This is a genomic window from Glutamicibacter bergerei (assembly GCF_054495185.1).
The window spans coordinates 702,192-719,102 of sequence record NZ_CM137131.1; the positions used below are offsets into that span (position 1 = coordinate 702,192).

Sequence of the window (16,911 nt, forward strand, 5' to 3'; positions counted from 1 at the left end):
GCACAAACCTAAGGTAAACTTCAAAGATCTGCAGAACAAGTGAAGGTGAGCTTAAGAGTATGTCGAAGTTCTCCCTACGGCATCTGGAAATCATGGCCGAGCTGCCCGAGCACACGACCCTGGGCTCGGCGGCCAGCGAACTGAGAATTTCGGAATCGGCCCTGTCTCAGTCCATTACCGCAATCGAAAAAATCGCTCGGGAACCGCTGTGCCTGCGCCGCAAGGCCCATGGCATCACAATGACCGCCTCGGGGGAGTACTTCGCGTTGATGGCACGCAAAATTATTGCCCAGGTCGACGAACTGCAGGCCACCTTCCCGCACCAGGATGGCCAGCTGCGCGGCCCGGTCCGCTTTGGCTGCTTTGCCTCGCTGTCCCCGCATGTGATTCCCGCACTGCTTGAGGGCTTCCCGCCACTGCACCCGGATCTGGATGTCAGCGTCCGCGTAGGCACCCACGACGAGCTGATTCCGGCGCTGAACTCCGGGGAGCTGGACGTGGCCTTCGTTTACGACCTGCTGCTGCCCGCGCAGCTGGGCAAGCAGGTGATCTACGAAACCGAAATGCAGGTAGTGCTGCACCCCGGCCATCGGCTGGCGCAGCTGCAGCGGCCCTTGGAGCTGAGCGACCTGGTGGACGAACCGCTGATCATGTATGACTCCACGCCCAGCACCGGTTATGTGATGCAGCTTTTTGCCGCGCAGGGGCTGGTCCCGAAGATCACCGCCTCGGTGCCGCAGATGATCCTGGTCAACGCGATGGTCGGCCGGGGGCTGGGCTACGGCCTGCTGATGTCGCGTCCGAACAATGCCGAACTTTCCCTGGAAGGACGCAAACTCGCCTTCCGCCCGCTGCGTGCGCCCAATTACCCCAGCGCCGTGGTGGCCATCTGGCCGGGCACGGCGCAGCTTCCGGCCCGCGTGCTGGCGCTGATCGACTACGCCATCATCGCGATGAACGATTCGTGGCGTGAGAGCTCACCGGGTAATTAGACCTAGCTGGCCAGCCGATACCCCGGCTCACCTCGTCGGGCGCAGCACGATGAGATTTCGGGGCTATCGCCCAGACACCGTGCTGGGCATAATGGGAGGTGAACCGAAGCACGCCGTAGGAGCTACATACCGAAGGGGCTAAGGACATGATTGGCACATGGCAGGCGATGGTCATCGACTGTGAAGATCCCAGCGCGTTGGCAACATTTTACGAGCAACTGCTCGGCATGATTCGACTGGACGATCAGCCCGATTGGGTGAGTATTGGCGATGCGCCAGATCGTCCGGGGCTCGCGTTTGCGGCCGTCACTCCGTATGTCGCCCCAGCATGGCCGGGGCATATTTCCCCGGCGCAAGCCCACGTGGACGTGAAGGTTAAAGACCTGGATCTGGCCGAGGAGCAGGTGCTCGCACTCGGGGCGACGGTGACGGGGGAGGGCTCGGAAACCTTTCGTGTGTACCATGACCCGCAGCAGCATCCCTTCTGCCTGGTCAGTTGGTAGCCAACTGCCAGAGGTATGCGCCTAACCCCAGTGCGTGAAGGCGATCTTCGCCGCCTGCAACCGTGAGACGACACCTAATTTGGCCATCACCCGGGACACATGCGTTTTGACGGTGGTCTCCCCAATACCTAAATCTTGGGCGATCTGCGGATTGCTCAGCCCCTGGCCCAGACCTTGAAGCACCTGAATTTCGCGACCGGTGAGCGTCTCAGGTAGTGCGCTGGCCGGCGGTGTCGCTTCGCTCAGCGCGCTCATCGCCTGCGCGACAACCCGGGCCGTCACCGCCGGATCGAGTACCGAATTCCCACTGGCAGCGGTTTTGACGCCGGCGAGAATCTGCGTCGGCGTGGAGCTTTTGAGCAGGAAACCGTGCGCCCCGGCCTGCAGCGCACCGAAGAGGTAGTCGTCATCGTCGAAGGTGGTCAATACCAGCACGCGAGACAGCTGCGCGTCGGTGATTTGCCCGGTGGCAGCCACCCCGTCGAGAACCGGCATGCGCAGATCCATCAGCACCACATCCGGTCGCAGCGCGCGGGTCATGCTCACCGCCTGGCGCCCATCGGCGGCCTCGCCGACCACCTCTAATTCCGGGTCCGCCTCGAGAATCATGCGGATCCCCATGCGCACCGTCGAGTGGTCATCCACTATCAAAACCTTCAAACTCATGGTTGTCCGTCGTCTTCCTGCAAAGTGGCTGTGGTCGGTGCCGTGGTGGCCGTGAGCGGGAATTCGCAACGCACCCAAAAGTCGGTGTCGCCGTCACAATCGAAGTGCCCGTCGAGCATCTCGGCGCGCGCCCGAATGTTCTTCAGCCCGCTACCGGCCCCGGTCACCGACGTTGTGTGTTGCGGCCTTGTGGGCAGCGGATTGTGCGCGCGGACCACCAGGACCTCTGCCTGGCGGAAAAGTTCGAGCGTCAGCGGCGTGCCCGGCGCATGTTTTGCGTGGTTAACCAGCAGCTCACGCACCGTACGGTAGATCGCCGTCTGGGTTTGCTCGGGCACCTGCGACAGACCAAAACCCGGCGTGATGGTGAAGTTAATATGTTGGCCGGCCGCTTGGAAAGATTGGACCAGTTCGGGTAGTCCACTCAGATCGGCGCGCAGCATGGAGCTTTGGCCGGCATGCAGCATGCGCACCATCGCGGTCATTTCTTCCAATCCGGCCACCGATTCGCTGCGAATACTTTCCAGCGGGGCCCGCAAGGCTCCCTGCGCGATCACCGGTTCACGTTCCAGCAACGCCCCGCTGAGCAGTGCGATCGAGGATAACCGGGCGGAGAGCACATCATGCATCTCCCGGGCGAGGGCCGTGCGTTCCTCGATGCTCTGCGCACGATGTTCGGCGACCAGCAGCTCTTCGCGGTTCGCGGCGGCGGCACTGACCGCGGTGGCGCGCGCCGATTCGCTGCTGGCCAGCTCCTTGGCGGTGCGCACATTCTGCGCCCACAACATCGGGGTAAAGAGGATGAAACCGGCAACAAACACCACCAGTACCGCCTCGCTGGACGAACCGGTACGCGACCACACATATCCGGCGGCAAGCAGGGTGAGCAGGCATAGGATGATCAGCGTCCAACGCCGCACCGGCTCTGCGGCAAGCAGGTAGATGGTGAACACCGCTTCGAAGAGCAAAAAGTAGCCGCCGATGCTGCCCTGCCCCAACAGCAGTAGGGCGAACGCCGTCATCCACAGTGCGCTGAGCGTCGGTGCCCTGCGCCGGGTGAACATCGCCGCGACACCAAGCAGCAGCACCGGGAACCACCAGCCGGCCAGCGGCTGGAACATCGGCCAGGGTGGGTTGACCAGTTGGGAAAGATGAAGCACGAGCGTGAGCACCACGTACATACCGGCAGTTTCGGGTTCCTGATCACCGCGGCTCAAACGCCGAAGCAACGTGGCTAGATTTTTTCTCACCAATTAATTATGCGCAGAAACTTAGTCCCGGCGCGTCCTCCTTTAGTAGGAGAACCGGTGGCCCGTTGCCCGATGTTCCCTCACGTCAGCGGGCATCACACTGGAACTATGGACCTCATGACACAGGCTCCGGGCCTGACACTTTTCATTCTGGCGCTGATCGATGCGACCTCCATCGGTACGCTGATCATCCCGATCTGGTTGCTGCTACGCAGCGAGTATCGGCGCGCGATCCCCCGAGTGATCGCCTATTTGGCGATTTTGGCGTTTTTCTATGCGGTCGTTGGATTGTTGCTTCGCTCCGGCTGGGATCTTGGTGCGGCCCTGATTCCCGAAGGGTTCTTCCAGCAACCGGCGCTGAGGCTGCTGGGCTTGGTGCTCGGGGCTGGCATGATTATTTGGGCGCTGACCTACAAAACCGATGCGCAGAAGGAAGCGGCCCTAGCAAAAACCGGTGCAAAAACTGGTGCCGCCGCAGATACCGGGGTGCCGCGAACCCAGGCCGACCCCACAACAACGGTTCAACCCGATGTGCCGAAGAACCTTCGCGGGCTGTTGGCCGGTGCGTTGGACACTAAATTCGGGGTGCTGGTGTTGGCGTTGGTGGCGGGGTTGCTTGAACTTCCCACGATGCTTCCCTACCTTGGGGCAATGACGGTGCTGAAAAACTCCGGCTGGGCGGAGCCGACGCAGCTCATCGCGCTGGGACTGTACTGCCTGGTGATGATCCTGCCGGCGCTGCTGTTGGTGGGGGTTCGTGCGCTGGCCGGGGAACGGCTTGATGGCTGGCTGCAACGGGTCGGGGTCAAGCTTGGTCGTTATGCGCAGGAAACGCTGGGTTGGGTGGTGGGGATCGCCGGTTATCTGCTGATCCGCAGCGCGCTGAGCGGGACGGATCTGCAGTCCTTGTTTGAACGGGCGTTTAACTCTTAGCGAGCGGGGGCACGCTGTGGGCGAACCGGGCTCATCTAATTGGTCACCGGTGAGACAAGGTGAGATAATTGTCAGTATGGAACCTCTAGGCAGCACCGCGAAGCAGGGCAAAAAAGTTACCCTGAACGCATCAACTTTGGCCATGGCCGTGATGGTTGTCGTCCTTCTGGTGGCGGTAGTCTTCGCCGCTAACTCCAATCAGGTCGTCGGCTGGTTCATCGTCGCGATCTCTGCCGGTTGGCTGCTGCTGGCAGCATTTATGATGTTCGGCCTCAAGCGCGGCGCGGATAAGATCAACAATTCGTTGCGTGAAGCGACCGCGGCGGCCACTGGCCGCGCACAGGGCGCCTCCACCGTGGTCGTCGACGAGGGCACCAGCCAGCGCGATATGAAGCTGGACCACTCCTTCAAGATCATTCAGGTGCAGACCCGGGTGATCGACGAGCAGCGCGCAAAGAACGATGCCGGCTCCGCCGAGATGATCGACCGCGCCTTGGAAACTATTCAGATGACCGCGACAAACGCCCGCGACATGATGAAGCCTTCCGGGGACGCTATCGACGGCGAAATCGTGAACTAAATAAATTTGTTACCGCGCAGCGCAACGTTCAGGCAGAACGTTGCGCTGTCTTTTTGTAAGGTGGAATTGTGATACCTACCAGCGTGGAAATTTTGAGCAAGAATGCCGGCGCCGTGCGTGTGGCTTCGGTCAACGTCAACGGCATACGTGCGGCCTACAAGCGTAATATGCCCGACTGGATCGACGCGCGTGACGCGGACATCCTCTGCCTGCAGGAGGTGCGCGCACCGGATGCGATCCTGCGCGAGCTGATCGGTGAGGGTTGGTTCATTTTGCACGCCGAAGCCAAGGACAAGGGCCGTGCCGGGGTGGCCGTGCTCTCGCGTGCCGAACCAACCGCCGTGCGTGAACATATTGGCGAGGAGTACTTCGCGCAATCAGGTCGCTGGGTGGAAGCCGATTTCACCATGGCCGACGGATCCACCCTGTGCGTGGTCTCCGCCTACGTACACTCCGGTGAGCTGAACACGCAAAAGCAAGAAGATAAGTACCGTTTCCTAGAGCGCATGAACGTGCGCCTGGTGGAGCTGAAAAACGAGAAGGACCATGTGCTGGTGGTGGGCGATTTGAACGTCGTGCACACACATAAGGACATTAAGAACTGGAAGCCGAACCACAATAAGCGCGCCGGTGTGATGGATGAGGAGATCGCCTACTTCGACGGGTTCTTCGGTCCGCAGATCGGCTACACGGATGTGGCCCGGCAGCTTGCCGGTCCCGAAGCTCAGGGCCCATACACCTGGTGGTCTTTCCGCGGGCAGGCCTTCGATAACGATGCCGGTTGGCGTATCGACTACCAGATGGCCACCGCGGATCTTGCCGCGAAGGCGATCAAGTCTCACGTAGACCGCGCCTCGGCCTACGATCTGCGCTTCTCCGACCACGCACCGTTGGTTGTCGACTACCAGTTCTAAAAGGAACCACAATTCATGGAAACACTTCGTCCCCGCGTCCTGTCCGGCATGCAGCCTTCTGGCGACTCGCTACACCTAGGTAACTATCTGGGCGCCTTGGTCAACTGGGTCAAAACTCAGGATGACCACGACGCGTTCTTCTTCATTCCAGATATGCACGCGATCACCGTCTCGCAGGACCCCGCCGAGTTGCGTGCACGTACTCGTAAAACCGCGGCGCAGTTTATCGCCGGGGGCATCGATCTGGACAAGTCCACGCTCTTCGTCCAGTCCCAGGTACCCGAACATGCGCAGCTGGCCTGGGTGCTCAACTGCATCACGGGTTTTGGTGAAGCCAGCCGAATGACCCAGTTTAAAGACAAGTCCTCCAAGGGTGGCGCCGATGCTGCCAGCGTTGGTTTGTTCACCTACCCGGTGCTGATGGCAGCGGACATCTTGCTCTACCAGCCGCAGGGTGTGCCGGTCGGTGATGACCAGCGTCAGCATGTGGAGTTGGCCCGCGATCTGGCGAAGCGTTTTAACCACCGCTTTGGTGAGACCTTTGTGGTGCCCGAGGCGTTCATTCCCAAGGAGGGCGCACGCATTTACGACCTGCAGAGCCCGACCTCGAAGATGTCCAAGTCCTCCGAGTCGCCTGCTGGCCTGATTAATGTGCTCGACGAGCCGAAGCTGATCGCCAAGCGCATCAAGTCCGCGGTCACCGATGCGGGCAGCGTCGTGGCCTACGACAAGGAAGAAAAGCCTGGGGTGTCCAACTTGCTGAACATCCTCGCGGCGATGACCGGCAGGCACGTCCCGGAACTGGTCACCGAATTTGAAGGCAAGATGTACGGACACCTGAAGGTTGCGGTGGCCGAAGCGGTGGTCGAACGCCTGACCCCGATCCGCACGCGCACCCTGGAACTGCTCGATGATCCGGCGGAGCTTGACCGGTTGCTGCTGGCCGGCGCGACGAAGGCCCGCGAAGTCGCCTCGGCCACCGTGGCCGATGTCTACCAGAAGGTCGGCTTCCTGCCGCCATTGGGAAGCCACAGCTAATCGTGAGCGATCAGGCCACGGAAATTAGCGACCCCCAGTTCACCTTGGGGGTCGTCATTCCCGTGCCCGAACCGCAGCGCAGCGTCTTGCGTGAATGGCGCAGGAAATTTGGGGGAGCGGACACCGAGTCGATCGACCCTCATATCACGCTGATCTCCGGGGGCTACCTTAAATCGTGGGCGCAAGCCGCGGCACGGGTGCGTGAAGTGGCGCAGGAAAGTTCGCGCTTTACCGTTCGGCTTGCCGCGGCGCGTTCTTTCCAGCCCGCCAGTGACGTAGTGTATCTGCCGTTGGCTGCGGGTGCAGAGCGTTGTTGGGCGTTGCATGAGGCACTACTTGCCGGGCCGCTGCGTCACGAGTCGAAGTTCGACTATCATCCGCACCTGACGATCGCACAGAATGTGGCGGAGGCCGATTTGGCTGCCGCGTACACCGCGTTGCAGGAGGTGGATCTGCGCTTCGAGGTGCACAGCGTGCAGCTGTTCGATACTCGGAATGGGGCGTGGAACTTCTGCGAACAAATCGCGTTGGGCCGCTGAACCTGCATCCCTCAGTGCAGAAGCCAAAAAATCCCGTGGAACAAAAATGTTCCACGGGATTTTTATTGCCCTAACGTAGCGGCATCTGAATTACTTGGCGCGTACGTTGGCTTCGATCTTCGCGCCGGTGTCCGCGTCGATGTTCTTCCAGTACTCCAACGCATTGCTCAGCACCGGCTCGGCAACCCCGTCGAGGGCACCGGTGACGGTGTTGACCAGTTCGGCGCGCTGGGCGTCGTCCATGACCTCGCGGACCAGGATGCCTGGCTGGACGAAGTCGCCGTCATCCTCGCGCAGCGTGTAGGCCGCACGGACCAGCTCACCATCGGACTCGAAGGAGTTATCCACCGGTCCGGTCTGGTCGCTGTAGGAATCGCCGAAGGAGTTTGGCGCGTAGACGCTGCGGTCCCCGGTGTGCTCGAAGGTCATATTGCCCTCGAAGTTGTACGAGTTGACCGGGCACTTTGGCTTGTTGACCGGCAGCTGCTGGAAGTTGGTGCCGATGCGGTAGCGCTGTGCATCGGCGTAGGCGAAGTTACGGCCCAGCAACATCTTGTCCGGGCTCATGCCCATACCTGGGACCATGTTGCCCGGCGAGAAGGCTGCCTGCTCGATCTGCGCGAAGAAGTTCTCCGGGTTACGGTTCAGGGTCAGGGTGCCGACCTTGATACGCGGGTAATCCTTCTTGGACCAGACCTTGGTCAGGTCAAACGGGTTATAGCGGTAGGTCTTTGCCTCGTCGTACGGCATGATCTGTACGTAGAGGTCCCACTTGGGGAAATTGCCGGCCTTAATGTTGTCGAACAAGTCGCGGCGGTGGAATTCGGCGTCCGATCCAGCCAGTGCCTCGGCCTCGGCGCCAGGCATGGTCTCGAACTTGTCGGACTGCTTGTTCAGGAAGTGGTACTTAACCCAGAACTTCTCACCGGCAGCGTTGACCCACATATAGGTGTGCGAGCCGTAGCCGTTCATTTCGCGCCAGGTCTTAGGTAGGCCGCGCTGGCCCATGATGTAGGTGACCTGGTGAGCTGATTCGGGGTTCTGCGTCCAGAAGTCCCACTGCATGGTGCCGTCGCGAAGGCCAGAATCTGGCAGGCGCTTCTGCGAGCGGATGAAGTGTGGGAACTTCATTGGGTCGCGCAGGAAGAAGACCGGGGTGTTGTTGCCGACCAGGTCAAAGTTGCCTTCGGTGGTGTAGAACTTCATTGAGAAGCCACGCACGTCGCGCCAGGTGTCGGGGGAGCCAAGCTCACCGGCGACGGTGGAGAAGCGCATCAGGGTTTCGGTTTTCACGCCTGGCTGGAACAGTGCAGCCTTGGTGTACTGCGAAATGTCTTCGGTGGTTTCGAATTCGCCGAATGCGCCGGCGCCCTTAGCGTGCGGGCGGCGTTCGGGCACGTTCATGCGGTTGAAGTGCTGCAGGGTTTCGACCAGGTGGTGGTCGTGCAGGACGATCGGGCCATCTGCGCCTACGGTCAGGGAGTTGCGGTCACTGACCGCTGGGATACCTGCCTGGGTGGTCGAACCGCCAGGGTTCACGTTCTGATTCTCAGCCATTGTTTCTCCTTTGCATGGATCCTACATTTTTGTCAGGAAGAGTGTGGCGGGGATTGACTCCGCTGTGCTTCGCCCTGGCAAGGGCCTCATCCACGGGCGCGGAACGCACCGTAGAGGTCTGTGAAATTTTTGGGTTCCGGACGGCTCAGAGTTTGCCTACGCCCAGAGGCGTGGTGTGCAAACTGGTACAAATAACCGGTGAAGCCCATAGCTCCCATCATGCCATAAATTTGAATGGATCCAAATAGGGAATGTGGAATTTACCGCATTGTTGCTAGGCGTTAATTGCCTGGTTAACGCACAAAGAGGCTCGAACCAAGTGGTTCGAGCCTCTTTGGGAGGACTAAGGACTAATCCTTAGACGGTGCGCGACAAGATTGCCTGCTTGACCTCGGCGATAGCCTGGGTCACCTGGATGCCACGTGGGCATGCTTCGGTGCAGTTGAAGGTGGTGCGGCAACGCCACACACCTTCCTTGTCGTTCAGGATCTCCAAACGCATATCGCCTGCATCATCGCGCGAGTCGAAGATGAAGCGGTGAGCGTTGACGATTGCTGCCGGGCCGAAGTACTGGCCATCGGTCCAGAAGACCGGGCAAGACGAGGTGCACGCAGCGCAAAGAATGCACTTGGTGGTGTCCTCGAACTTAGCGTGGTCCGCTGCCGACTGGTAACGCTCGCCCGATGGCTCGTGGCCATCGTTGATCAAGAACGGCATGATCTCGCGGTAGGACTGGAAGAACGGTTCCATGTCGACGATGAGGTCCTTTTCAAGGGGCAGGCCCTTGATGGCTTCAACGGTGATCGGCTTGGAAGTGTCTAGATCCTTGAGCAGGGTCTTGCAAGCAAGACGGTTGCGGCCGTTGATGCGCATGGCATCCGAACCGCAGACGCCGTGTGCGCAAGAGCGACGGAAGGACAGTGAACCGTCGTGCTCCCACTTGACCTTGTGCAGGGCGTCCAGCACGCGGTCGGTGCCGTACATGGTCAGCTTGAAGTCTTCCCAGTACGCGTCAGCGGTGCTCTCCGGGGTGTAACGGCGAACGCGCAGGGTGATGTTGAAGGTAGGGATTTCTCCGCCACCGCCGACACCTGGCTTCAGCTCGATCTTTGATGCTGGTTCCGGAAGTTCCGTGCTCATTAGTACTTACGCTCCATCGGCTGGTAACGGGTAAAGATGACGGGCTTGGTTTCCATGCGAATGCCTGAAATGCCCTCGGTGGTAGCCGTTGCGTCGCGGTAGGACATCGAGTGCTTCATGAAGTTCTCGTCGTCGCGGTTCGGGAAGTCCTCGCGGTAGTGACCACCGCGTGATTCCTTGCGGTGCATGGCGGCAGCGGTCATAACCTCTGCCATGTCCAGCAAGAAGCCAAGCTCGATGGCTTCCAGAAGGTCAAGGTTGAAGCGCTTGCCCTTATCCTGGACCGAAACGTTCTTATAACGCTCGCGTAGTTCTTCGATGACAACCAGTGCGCGATCCAGCGAATCCTTATCGCGGAATACCTGAACGTTAGCGTCCATGATGTCCTGAAGTTCCTTACGCAGTACCGCAACACGCTCGGTACCGGTGGAGTTCAGCATCGCATCGATCTGGGTGCTGGTGAACTTCTCTGGATCTTCTGGAAGTGCGACGAAGTCAGCGGTAGCCGCGTACTTCGCTGCCGAGAGGCCGGCGCGCTTACCGAAGACATTGATGTCCAACAGCGAGTTGGTGCCCAGACGGTTTGATCCGTGGACCGAGACGCAGGCGACTTCGCCGGCCGCGTAAAGCCCTGGGATCACGGTGTCGTTGTCCTGCAGGACCTCGGCATCGATGTTGGTAGGGATGCCACCCATCACGTAGTGCGCGGTCGGGAAGACCGGTACCGGCTCGGTGTATGGCTCTACACCCAGGTAGGTACGGGCGAACTCGGTGATGTCCGGAAGCTTCGCATCGATGTGCGCTGGTTCCAGGTGGGTGAGGTCAAGCAGTACGTAATCCTTGTTAGGACCACAGCCGCGGCCTTCGCGCACCTCGTTGGCCATCGAACGCGCGACAATGTCACGCGGTGCGAGGTCCTTAATGGTTGGTGCGTAGCGCTCCATGAAGCGCTCACCTTCGGAGTTACGCAGGATTGCGCCTTCGCCACGAGCAGCCTCGGAAAGCAGGATGCCCAGCCCGGCCAAGCCGGTCGGGTGGAACTGCACAAATTCCATATCTTCCAGCGGGATGCCCTTGCGGAAGGCGATGCCCATGCCGTCACCGGTGAGGGTGTGGGCGTTGGAGGTGGTCTTGAAGACCTTGCCGGCGCCACCGGTTGCGAAGACAACCGACTTGGCCTGGAAGATGTGTAGCTCGCCGGTAGCCAGATCGTAAGATACGACGCCAGCAACGCGCTTCTGCTTGTAGGCGGTGCCATCCTCGCGGTAGGCATCTTCTTCAACCATCAGCATGTCCAGCACGTAGTACTCGTTGTAGAACTCAACGTTGTGCTTGACGCAGTTTTGGTAGAGGGTCTGCAAGATCATGTGACCGGTGCGGTCTGCTGCGTAGCAAGCACGGCGAACCGCTGCCTTGCCGTGGTCACGGGTGTGACCGCCGAAGCGACGCTGGTCAATCTTGCCCTCTGGGGTGCGGTTGAATGGCAGACCCATTTTTTCCAGGTCGAGCACGGCGTCGATGGCTTCCTTCGCCATGACCTCCGCTGCGTCCTGGTCAACCAGGTAGTCGCCACCCTTAACGGTGTCGAAGGTGTGCCACTCCCAGTTGTCTTCCTCGACGTTGGCAAGTGCTGCACACATGCCGCCCTGGGCCGCACCGGTGTGCGAACGGGTTGGGTAAAGCTTGGTTAGCACTGCGGTGTGTGCGCGCTGACCGGATTCGATCGCCGCACGCATACCTGCACCACCGGCACCGACGATGACTACGTCGTACTTGTGTACCTGCATTCTTGATGCTCTCTTTTCTAAAAAATCTTTGTGACTAAAAAACGGGTTCTAGCACTGTGGCAACGGGCTGTTCACGATGCATGGATCGAAGGTGAAGATCACCAGGGAGCCAAGCACGATGATGAAGATCGTTGCTACGTAGAGCAGACCCTTTAGCCACGCACGGGTTGCGTGCTTTTCGGCGTAATCGTTGATGATGGTACGCACACCGTTAGTGCCGTGCAGCATCGACAACCACAGCAGTGCCAAATCCCAGAACTGCCATACTGGATCGGCCCACTTGCCGGCAACAAAGCCGAAGGAGAGGCCGTTTACGCCCTCGCCGGTGAGCAGGTTAGCGATGAGGTGCCCGAAAATCAGGATGACCAGCACTACGCCCGAGAGGCGCATAAACAGCCATGCAAGCATCTCGAAGTTGCCGCGCGACTTTGGTCCGCGAACATACTTCGGATCTAGACGCTGGCTACGTGGTTCAGCAATTTCTGCGCTCATGGTTTAGTGTCCTCCGAATGCAAGCGAGAGGTGACGGATTGCGAAGCCGGCGAATACAACTACCCAAACGCCGATGACACCCCACAACAGCTGACGCTGGTACTTGGTGCCCTGTTTCCAGAAGTCAACCAAGATCAAACGCAGACCATTAAACGCGTGGAAAAGGATGGCAGCGACCAAAGCGGTTTCGCCCAATGCCATCAAGGGGTTTTTGTACGTGGCAATCACTGCGTCGTATGCACTGGCATCGACGCGTACAAGTGCTGTATCAAGCACGTGCACTAAAAGAAAAAGGAAAATAACGACACCGGTGACCCGGTGTCCCACCCAGGACCACATGCCTTCACGGCCGCGGTATAGGGTGCCTGACGAAGTCTTCGACACTGAACTAAACCTCCAAGGCTCGCAACGGCGCATGTGTATATTGCACACAATGAGATTTGACGCACTTGTGCGAGCGTTCCTTGTGCGAGTCTAAACCACAAATGAGCCTTGGTTCTATCTTGAGTCTTGTGCTTGTGAGTATGTTCACCGAATAGTGGCATTTTTGCGCTTAACGGCCGGGAATACGCGCGTAATAACGCATAGTTGCATGGCGTATTTATTGGTGGCGAAGTGTCTCAATGACGGGGTTTGCCCACCGAATGAATTAGTGTAGACCGTGTGAATGCAGACCTTTTAGCGCGCTTCCATGGCGTCATCCCGGCCGGTGGCGTCGGAACCCGATTGTGGCCCCTCTCCCGAGCCTCGGCTCCCAAATTCCTGCACGATCTCACCGGATCGGGCTCGACGCTGATTCGTGCGACCTTTGATCGTCTGGTCCCGCTGGCCGGCGAACGGATTATGGTCGTCACCGGCAAGGCGCACCGTGGAGCGGTCGTAGCCCAACTGCCCGAAATCTCCGATGAAAACCTGGTGCTCGAACCGGCACCACGCGATTCGGCCGCAGCTATCGGTTTGGCTGCCGCAATTCTTTACCGCCGCGACCCCAACATCATCATGGGTTCCTTCGCGGCGGACCAGGTTATCGGTCCGGTAGAAATCTTCCAGCAGGCGCTGGTCGAAGCGATCCATACCGCGGCCACCGGCAAGATCGTCACCATCGGTATTCACCCCACCCACGCCTCCACCGCCTTTGGCTATATCAAGGCCGGTGAATCTCTGGACGTAGTTAACGCGCCCAGTGCGCGTGGTGTGGTGGAGTTCGTGGAGAAGCCGGACGAAGATACCGCCCGGCGTTATCTAGCCGGGGGCGGATTCCTCTGGAACGCCGGAATGTTTGTCGCACCGGTGGGATTGATGCTCAAACATCTCGAAGCTAATGAACCGGACCTCTATACGGGACTGATGCGCATCGCCGACGCGTGGGATACCGAGCAGCGCGACGAGGTCATGACCGAGGTGTGGGAAAACCTGCCAAAGACCGCGATTGACTACGCGGTGGCCGAGCCGGCCGCGGCCGCCGGTGACGTCGCGGTGATCCCGGGTATTTTCAACTGGGATGATGTCGGAGACTTCGCCGCCATCGGCCGTTTGAACAGCGAAGACGCCGAAGAGGGCGTCATCACCCTCGGTGAGGCAGTGCGGGTGTACGCCGACAACGCCACCGGCGTGGTCTACAGCGATCGACCACGAGTGGTTGCACTGATCGGCATCGATGACGTGATCGTGGTGGATACCGCCGATGCGTTGTTGGTGACCACCAAGGAGCACGCGCAAAAGGTCAAAGCGACCGTGGAACAGCTCAAGGAGCGCGGGGATACCTCGGTCCTCTAGGTCGGGCAGAGCGCAAGACTATTTCATCGGGTGTTCAAAAGTTACGTGCTGGCTAGGAAGCGCATGGCTCGGGGCGTATCTTCGTTAAGGTGTCTTCGATGAATGAAAATGGCAAGTTAGCATCCGTCCAGCAGTGGACCGAGCCGTTACTGCCTGCGCTGCTGGAGTTCCGCCGCGAGCTACACCGCAACCCGGAGCTTTCCTTCGCCGAGTTCCAGAGCACCGCACGGATCCTTAACACGTTGCGTGAAGCCGGATTGGACCCGGTGCCGATGGAGCAAACCGGAGCGTTTGTTGATGTGGGGCAGGGTCCGATTCGTTTGGGGCTGCGCGCCGACATTGATGCCTTGCCGGTGCTCGAAGAAACCGGACTGGAATTCGCCTCAATGACCGACGGGGTAGCCCACGCGTGCGGCCACGACATTCACACGACGGTGATGCTCGGGGTGGCCTTGGCGCTCAAATCCATGGACGATGCCGGTGCACTGCACGGCAAAATCCGGGTGATCTTCCAACCTGCCGAAGAAAAGCTACCTGGCGGTGCGCTCTCGGTGATCGAACAGGGCATTTTGGACGAGGTTCCCCGCGTGCTCGCATTGCACTGTGATCCGCGCATCGACGTGGGAAAGATCGGTACTCGTATCGGAGCGATCACCTCTGCCAGCGACACCATCCGCATCGAGGTTAATGGTCGGGGAGGACATACCTCACGGCCACATCTGACCGAAGATATTGTCTTTGCGATGAGCCAGATCGCCACCCAGGTCCCGGCGGTGCTCGGACGCAAGCTTGATGTACGTTCAGCGGTATCGGTGGTGTGGGGGCAAATTCACGCCGGGAGCGCGCCGAACGCGATTCCGGCCACCGGCTACCTTGCTGGCACCATGCGTTGCCTCGACGGTGAGGTGTGGTACGCCGCCGGAGAGCTACTGGATGCGACCGTTCGTCAGGTGGCCGCGCCCTATGGCGTTGAAATTAAAATGCAGCATACCCGCGGGGTTCCGCCGGTAATTAATGCCCCGGCGGAGACGGCCTTGATCGAAGACGCGGCGCGTCGTGAATTCGGTGCTGCCGCTATTGAGCTGACTCCGCAGTCCATGGGCGGGGAAGATTTTGCGTGGATGACGCAGAAGGTTTCTGGGGCGATGTTGCGCTTGGGTACCCGTACCCCGGGTGGCAAAACCTTTGACCTGCATCGGGGGGACTACAACCCGGACGAGCGCAGTATTTCTGTTGGCGTCCGGCTGATGGCAGCGGCGGCCATTCAAGCCATCGACGAAGCGCTGGCCAACTAGGGGAAACCCGAAAATTTTTAACACTTGTTTGACGCTTTAACAAACTGTCATCTGACTTGGGTGTTGGCGTTAAGCGCTTGCCGTCTTGTGGTCTGGAAGTTACCGGTTTGTAATCTTCAACGTCTTTACCTACGGCGTATCTCCGATAGGCTATGGAAACGATGGGAAAGCTAGTACTTTTGTGCCACTCGCGAAGGTCAACTTCACGAATCTAAAGGTTCCTCGCCTCCCGGTAATCTCGCACTTCACTCATGGAGGTTTAGATGCGCTTCTTATCGCGCAAGACCGGTGTGGCCGCGGCCATGCTCGGCATTTCAGCTTTGGCATTAAGCGCCTGTGGCGCTGCCCCAGAAGATTCCGACAAAGCCGCCGGAAACTCTGACTACATTGGCTGCATCGTTTCCGACTCCGGCGGATTTGATGACCAGTCCTTCAACGAGTCATCGCACCGTGGCCTGATGGCCGCTGCCGATGATATTGGTTTTAAGCCACGCGAGGCAGAGTCGAAGTCCAACTCGGACTTCGCCACTAACCTCACTGGCATGATGAATGCCGGTTGTAATCTGACCGTCACCGTTGGCTTCCTGCTTGGCGATGCGACTGCGCAGGCCGCTGCCGCTAACCCTGAAAAGCACTTCGCGATCGTCGACTTCCAGTACGAGAAGCCGATCGAAAACGTCAAGCCGATCATCTATGACACGGCTCAGGCTGCCTTCTTGGCAGGCTACGCAGCTGCAGCAGCCTCCGAGACCGGCACCGTAGCCACCTTCGGCGGCGTCAAGATCCCTACCGTGACCATCTTCATGGACGGCTTCGCCGACGGCGTCGCAAAGTTCAACGAAGACAAGGGCGAAAACGTCAAGCTCCTTGGCTGGGATAAGAAGAAGCAGGATGGTACCTTCACCGGCGACTTCGAAAAGCAGGATAAGGGCAAGCAGGTGACCAAGAACTTCATCGACAACGGTGCAGACGTGGTCATGCCGGTTGCAGGCCCCGTAGGCAAGGGCGCCGGTGCTGCAGTGGTTGACGCAAATAAGGGCGGCAAGGACGTCAAACTGATTTGGGTTGACTCCGACGGTTACGAAACCGCTCCAGACTACAAGGCCGTCATGCTGACTTCCGTGGTCAAGACCATGGACAAGGCAGTCGAAGAAGTCATCGTCACCGACGCTGACGGCAATTTCGACGCAACCCCTTACGTGGGAACCCTGGAGAACGAGGGTGTGGCACTGGCCCCATTCCACGATTTTGACTCCAAGATCTCCGATGAGACCAAGTCCGAACTGGACGCACTGAAGGCATCGATCATCTCCGGTGACCTGAAGGTTGAATCGAAGGCCAGCCCTAAGTAGGGTTTGCACCACCACAGAATAAGTCATCCGAGCGCGTCACCGCTCACCGCCTGAGCGGTGAACTGGTGACGCGCTCTATGACTGCCCACCGCCCAAC

Annotated in this window: 17 protein-coding genes; 10 read left to right on the top strand and 7 right to left on the bottom strand. The window is 59.4% G+C overall.

What is annotated here, in order from left to right:
* Window positions 1–59: 59 nt before the first annotated feature.
* Both ACX5K5_RS03260 and ACX5K5_RS03265 read left to right on the top strand, forming a co-directional pair.
* A complete protein-coding gene (locus ACX5K5_RS03260; protein WP_096256541.1) occupies window positions 60–992 on the top strand; it encodes a LysR family transcriptional regulator in 933 nt (310 codons plus the stop codon).
* A 146-nt stretch (window positions 993–1,138) separates the two neighbouring features.
* On the top strand, window positions 1,139–1,495 hold the full coding sequence (locus tag ACX5K5_RS03265) for a VOC family protein (protein ID WP_096256542.1): 357 nt from the start codon (window positions 1,139–1,141) through the stop codon (window positions 1,493–1,495).
* A gap of 21 nt (window positions 1,496–1,516) precedes the next feature.
* On the opposite strand, the gene ACX5K5_RS03270 is transcribed toward ACX5K5_RS03265, so the two are convergent.
* A complete protein-coding gene (locus ACX5K5_RS03270) occupies window positions 1,517–2,161 on the bottom strand; it encodes a response regulator (RefSeq protein ID WP_346059879.1) in 645 nt (214 codons plus the stop codon).
* Window positions 2,158–3,411, bottom strand: coding sequence for a sensor histidine kinase (locus ACX5K5_RS03275; RefSeq protein WP_459175026.1), 1,254 nt, complete (start codon window positions 3,409–3,411; stop codon window positions 2,158–2,160). Before ACX5K5_RS03275 ends, ACX5K5_RS03270 begins: the two co-directional genes overlap by 4 nt.
* Window positions 3,412–3,519: 108 nt before the next feature.
* On the opposite strand from ACX5K5_RS03275, the gene ACX5K5_RS03280 reads away from it, so the two are divergent.
* The 5 genes from ACX5K5_RS03280 (at window position 3,520) to ACX5K5_RS03300 (ending at window position 7,415) form a co-directional block, all read left to right on the top strand.
* The gene (locus ACX5K5_RS03280) at window positions 3,520–4,344 is read left to right on the top strand and encodes a GAP family protein (RefSeq protein WP_442346414.1); all 825 of its coding nucleotides are present in this window, start codon (window positions 3,520–3,522) and stop codon (window positions 4,342–4,344) included.
* 76 nt (window positions 4,345–4,420) lie between these two features.
* Window positions 4,421–4,924, top strand: coding sequence for a hypothetical protein (locus ACX5K5_RS03285; RefSeq protein ID WP_096256546.1), 504 nt, complete (start codon window positions 4,421–4,423; stop codon window positions 4,922–4,924).
* A gap of 68 nt (window positions 4,925–4,992) precedes the next feature.
* Window positions 4,993–5,838 (top strand): exodeoxyribonuclease III, encoded by an 846-nt coding sequence (locus tag ACX5K5_RS03290; protein ID WP_382411772.1) that lies wholly within the window; start codon window positions 4,993–4,995, stop codon window positions 5,836–5,838.
* 15 nt (window positions 5,839–5,853) lie between these two features.
* Window positions 5,854–6,876: a tryptophan--tRNA ligase gene (trpS, locus tag ACX5K5_RS03295; protein WP_096256547.1), complete on the top strand. Its 1,023-nt coding sequence runs from the start codon at window positions 5,854–5,856 to the stop codon at window positions 6,874–6,876.
* Window positions 6,877–6,878: 2 nt separating this feature from the next.
* Window positions 6,879–7,415, top strand: coding sequence for a 2'-5' RNA ligase family protein (locus tag ACX5K5_RS03300; RefSeq protein ID WP_170947870.1), 537 nt, complete (start codon window positions 6,879–6,881; stop codon window positions 7,413–7,415).
* Between the two features lie 90 nt (window positions 7,416–7,505).
* On the opposite strand, the gene ACX5K5_RS03305 is transcribed toward ACX5K5_RS03300, so the two are convergent.
* The 5 genes from ACX5K5_RS03305 to sdhC form a co-directional block, all read right to left on the bottom strand.
* Window positions 7,506–8,972: a catalase gene (locus tag ACX5K5_RS03305; protein ID WP_188684341.1), complete on the bottom strand. Its 1,467-nt coding sequence runs from the start codon at window positions 8,970–8,972 to the stop codon at window positions 7,506–7,508.
* Window positions 8,973–9,329: 357 nt separating this feature from the next.
* Window positions 9,330–10,112: a succinate dehydrogenase iron-sulfur subunit gene (locus ACX5K5_RS03310; RefSeq protein WP_096256550.1), complete on the bottom strand. Its 783-nt coding sequence runs from the start codon at window positions 10,110–10,112 to the stop codon at window positions 9,330–9,332.
* Complete coding sequence (gene sdhA / locus ACX5K5_RS03315; protein ID WP_188684343.1) at window positions 10,112–11,899, bottom strand: succinate dehydrogenase flavoprotein subunit; 1,788 nt, start codon at window positions 11,897–11,899, stop codon at window positions 10,112–10,114. Before sdhA ends, ACX5K5_RS03310 begins: the two co-directional genes overlap by 1 nt.
* Before the next feature lie 48 nt (window positions 11,900–11,947).
* Window positions 11,948–12,391, bottom strand: a complete 444-nt coding sequence (locus ACX5K5_RS03320; protein ID WP_105678178.1) for a succinate dehydrogenase hydrophobic membrane anchor subunit — start codon at window positions 12,389–12,391, stop codon at window positions 11,948–11,950.
* A 3-nt stretch (window positions 12,392–12,394) separates the two neighbouring features.
* Window positions 12,395–12,808 (bottom strand): succinate dehydrogenase, cytochrome b556 subunit, encoded by a 414-nt coding sequence (sdhC, locus tag ACX5K5_RS03325; protein ID WP_170947871.1) that lies wholly within the window; start codon window positions 12,806–12,808, stop codon window positions 12,395–12,397.
* A 246-nt stretch (window positions 12,809–13,054) separates the two neighbouring features.
* Between sdhC and ACX5K5_RS03330 the strand changes: the two genes are divergently transcribed.
* The 3 genes from ACX5K5_RS03330 (at window position 13,055) to ACX5K5_RS03340 (ending at window position 16,814) form a co-directional block, all read left to right on the top strand.
* Window positions 13,055–14,167 (top strand): mannose-1-phosphate guanylyltransferase, encoded by a 1,113-nt coding sequence (locus tag ACX5K5_RS03330; RefSeq protein WP_096256554.1) that lies wholly within the window; start codon window positions 13,055–13,057, stop codon window positions 14,165–14,167.
* Between the two features lie 98 nt (window positions 14,168–14,265).
* Complete coding sequence (locus tag ACX5K5_RS03335; protein WP_188684347.1) at window positions 14,266–15,462, top strand: amidohydrolase; 1,197 nt, start codon at window positions 14,266–14,268, stop codon at window positions 15,460–15,462.
* 263 nt (window positions 15,463–15,725) lie between these two features.
* On the top strand, window positions 15,726–16,814 hold the full coding sequence (locus ACX5K5_RS03340; protein WP_096256556.1) for a BMP family lipoprotein: 1,089 nt from the start codon (window positions 15,726–15,728) through the stop codon (window positions 16,812–16,814).
* Window positions 16,815–16,911: the final 97 nt, after the last annotated feature.